Source organism: Actinosynnema sp. (assembly GCF_052038725.1).
Genome location: NZ_JBQGCX010000246.1, coordinates 1 through 4,391 on the forward strand (window position 1 = coordinate 1; position 4,391 = coordinate 4,391).

The window sequence follows — 4,391 nt, forward strand, 5'->3', positions numbered from 1 at the left end:
CGTCATCCGCCGAGGCTCGTTCCTGATCGCGCACAACATCGTGTCCTGCGTGGGGGTCAGGTCGTGCTCGGCGCAGATATGCGCGTACCTCCGCTGGATCAGGACCGAGAGCCAGTAGAGCTTGTCCCCGTACCCCACACCCACCACCCCCTTGCTCACCACCCAACCCCCAGCCTACCGACGCCACCCCCTCCAAACGCCAAAAACCCCCGGCCATCCGGCCAGGGGCTTCCGCCGCACCACCAACCGCAAGGCGACCCAACGCCACCTCACGCCACTCACCTCACACCACCTCGCGCCACCTCACGCCACGCCACTCACGCCACCTCACGCCAAATCATCCCAATCCTCAGCGTGCACCGGCAGCCAAACCCTGGTCACCGTCCCATCCTCAACCCCAAAAACCTCAATAGCCCCCCCGTGCCACTCCGCGATGGCCCGAGCCAGCACCGTGCTGACCCCGGTCGACACCGCGGTCCGATCAGCCCGCCCCCACCGCCCCAACCGGGCGATCGCCGAGTACATCCGACTCCCGCTCGCCTGCAACGGCCGGGGATCGAGCACGTCCAGCACCCACCGCCCCTGCCGAACCCCCGTCGACACCGTCACCGACTCACCCTCGGTGCTGATCCCGATGGCCGCCGACAACGCGTAGTCCAGCATCGTCACCAACCGCTCCGCATCCCCGAGCACGGTCACCGCCTCCTCCTCCGAGGACACGACCAACCGAACCCCCCGATCCGAGGCCTTGTCGTCGATCCGCCGCATGACCCCGCCCAACAACGCGGTGATGTTCGCCGGACTGTGATCCGCGGTCACCGCCCCGCCTTCGAGCCTCGCCAGATCCACCAGATCCTCAACCACGCTCAACAACCGCGAGGCGTTCCGCTCGATCGCATCCGCGAGCTGCCCCTGCACCCCGCCCGAATCCTCGGACTCCTCCTTCAACAGCGCGGCCGAGGAGGCCACCACCGTCAGCGGGGTCCGCAACTCGTGGCTCATCGAGGAGACGAACTCGGTCCGCAGCGCGACCAACCGGGTCAGCTCCTCGTTCGACAGCTCCAGGACCCGCTGCGCGGCGACCCGCTCCGTCACGTCCTGCATCACCAGCAGCGCGCCGACCCGCTCGTCCCCCAACCCCACCGGCTGGTAGCTGTACTCCACAGCCCGCCCGTCGAGCAGCTCCAGCTCCCCGGTGATCTCCTCGTCGACCACCCCCTCGCTGATGATCTGCTCGACCGGGTGCCGGGTGGCCCCGATCGGCCGCAGGTGCTGCTGCAACAACGTCCCGGCCACCGCGCTCGGCGAGAAGTCGATCCCCAGCCACGACAGCGCAGCCGCGTTCGCGTGCGCCACCCGCCCCAGCTCGTCGAACTGCACCACGCCCACGTTCAGCACGTTCACCATCGTCCGCAGCCGGAACGCCTCCTCGCGGGCCCGCCGCTCCGCGGCCCCCCGCTCGGTCACGTCCACCGCGAACCCCACCACCGCGCCCACCGACGGCGAGCTCAGCATGTTCCGCAGCGTCACCCGCATCAGCCGCCACGCCCGCCCGGCCGCGCCCATCCGGACCTCGAACGTGCGCCGGGTCCCGCCGATCTGCCACACCTGCCGCACCGCGTCGGCGACCACGTCCCGGTCCTCCGGGTGCACGAACCGCATCGCCGACGCCATCTGCTCACCGGCGAGCGCGCGCGCGTCGATCCCGGTCTCGGCGGGCGCCGACACCCACTTGATCGTCCCGTCCTCCGCCAGCGCCAGCACCAGCACCGGCGACCGGCTCATCAGCGCCCGGTGGAACTCCCCGCCCCCGGCCTCGGGCGTGCCCCACGTGCTGTTGTCGATCCTGCGCAGCGTGCACGTGGTCACCAACCCGCGCTCCGGGGTCAGCTCCTGCTCCACCACCGCGTCCAGGTCGATCTCGGTCCCGTCCGCGCACCGCGCGGGCAGGTCGAACCGCAGCGGCATGGTCGCCTCGCCGGACACGACCTCCAGCTCGCTCACCAGCCCGGCGAACGCGCCGCGCACGTGCTCGGGCACCAGCAGGTCCACGATCAGCTTCCCGACCGCCTCCTCGCGCCGGTACCCCAGCAGTTCGACCGCCTCGTCGCTGAACTCCACGATCCGCGTGGCCGGGTCCGTCGTGATCCGCGCGGCCCCCGGCTCCTCGCCGTCCAGCACGCCTTCGACGCCGATGGCGCCGGTGTTGACCAGCACCGCGTCCAGGGTGCGCACGATCGCCTCCGCGGCGTGCCCCACCTCGACCCGGTGCACGCCCGCGCCCGACAGCACGGCGCCGCCGTGCTGCATCCGCAGGAACACCTCGTCACCGTCGGCGGCCACGGCCTCGTGCGGGCCGCTCCAGCGGACGGAGGTGATGCCGGGCAGCGACCGCAGGGAGTCCAGCGCCTTGCGGCGGGTCCGCGTGATGGGCTGGTCGCGCCTGGTGATCTCGACGATCGTCGTGGACAGCTGATCCAGGATGTGCGCGGGCACGTTCCGCTCCTTCCGCCGCGTCGTTGCTCTCGTGCTCGACCACGGCGTCGGCCGATCGGGTGAATGCCTTAAGGCCTGCTCCCCACCTGCACCCGTGGGGTCCCAAGCGCACCCGACCCGCCACCGAACGCCCGGAGCCGATTGACTCACATCACAGGGGGCGGAGCCGTTGGGTCCGGGCACGGCGGCGGCCACCACCCGAACGGGGAGGGCCGCTCCGCGCTGTCCCGACCCCGGCACAACGACCGGGCGGGCCCGGTCCTGAGCCGGAACCGCCCGTTCCGCGGGTCACCCACCGAGCCCGCGCGGCCAGGCGTCCCGGCGCCCCGACGTCCCGGCGTCCCGCCCAGGAGGACCCATGCCAGGCCCCACCCCAGCCCCGGCCCGCCGGGGAGCGCTCGCCCCCGAGGTCTTCCGCTCCCGGCACCGCGTCATCCGGCTGATCACGTTCCTGCTGGTCCCGCTCGTGGTCGTCACCGGTCTCGCGTCCGGCACCCTGGACGGCTCGGTGCACACCGGCGACCAGTCCGCCTGGGTCGTCGCCTTCGCCGCCACCGCCCTCGCGTGCGCCGCGTTCGGCGACATCGCGCACGGCCAGCGCGGGCGCGCGGTCTGCGTGGCCATCGGCCTCGACGCCGCCGTGAGCGCGCTCGTGCAGGCCATCGGCGGCAGCACCCACCTGCACCTGGCCTACCTGGTCGCGGTCGCGCTCGTGGGCCTCTACCAGGACTGGGTGCCGCTGCTGCTGTCCGTGCTGCTGATCTTCGTGCACCACCTGGCGTTCGGCGCCCTCGCGCCCCAGCTGATCTACTCCGACGGCACCCCCCACCACCTCGCCCTGCCGCTCGCCCTGCTGCACGGCGCCCTGGTGCTCGCCATGTGCGCGGTGCAGATGGTGCACTGGCACTTCGCCCGCGCCTCCGAGGCCGCGCTGCGCCGCTCCCACGAGGAGACCCGCCGCCTCGCCCTGGTCGCCCGCCGCACCGCCGACGGCATCGTCATCACCGACGCCCACGGCGTGGTCGAGTGGGCCAACGAGGCGTTCTACCGGATGACCGGCCTGAGCCCGTCCAGGGTGGAGGGCCGCACCAGGACCGGCCTGTTCCCCGAGCCGCTGGCCCCCGAGCACGCCGCCGCGCTCGACCCGGCCACCGCGCTCGCCTCGTCGGCCGCGCGCGGCCCGGTCGGCGGCGAGCTGGAGTTCCGCACCAGCACCGCCGCGGGCAGGCCCTACTGGACCGCCATCGAGGTCCACCCGGTCACCGAGGCGGGCGTGACCAGGTTCTTCCTGGTCGAGCGGGACGTCACCGCCCGGCACGAGGCCGAGCAGGAGCTGCTGCGGGCCCGCGAGCGCGCCGAGGCGCTGACCGAGGAGCTCAGCCACGAGAAGTTCCTGCTCTCCGACGTGATCTCCTCCATCCCGCAGCTGCTCTACTGGAAGGACAACGGCGGCCGGTACCGGGGCGCGAACCAGGCCCTGCTCGACGAGCTGGGCGTCTCCGCCGCCGACGAGGTCATCGGCCGCACCGACACCGAGATCGGCCTGGTCGGGCCGCTCGCCGAGGGCATCCGCTCGGTGGAGCGGCAGATCGACGAGACCGGGCTGGCCGTCATGGACCAGCACGTCAGCCTGCCCGCCTGGGAGGGCCCGCCGCGCAGCTTCCTGCTCAGCGTGCTGCCCCAGCACGGCCCGGACGGGGCCCGCACCGGCCTCATCGGCGTCGGCGCCGACGTCAGCCGCGTCGCCGACCTGGAGCGCGCCCTCGCCCAGGCCAACCGCCTCGAGGCGCTCGGCCAGCTCGCCGCGGGCGTCGCCCACGAGATCAACACCCCGGTGCAGTTCGTCTCCGACAACACCAGCTTCCTCGCCGAGTCCTTCGGGGAGCTGCTCACCG

General features: G+C 72.8%; 2 protein-coding genes. One reads left to right on the plus strand and one right to left on the minus strand.

Annotated elements, in window-relative coordinates; translation table 11 throughout:
• Window positions 1–327: 327 nt before the first annotated feature.
• A complete protein-coding gene (locus ACTUAL_RS04815) occupies window positions 328–2,496 on the minus strand; it encodes a PAS domain S-box protein (protein WP_440899396.1) in 2,169 nt (722 codons plus the stop codon).
• Window positions 2,497–2,854: 358 nt separating this feature from the next.
• On the opposite strand from ACTUAL_RS04815, the gene ACTUAL_RS04820 reads away from it, so the two are divergent.
• On the plus strand, window positions 2,855–4,391 hold a 1,537-nt coding region (locus ACTUAL_RS04820; protein ID WP_440899397.1), incomplete at its 3' end, for a PAS domain-containing protein.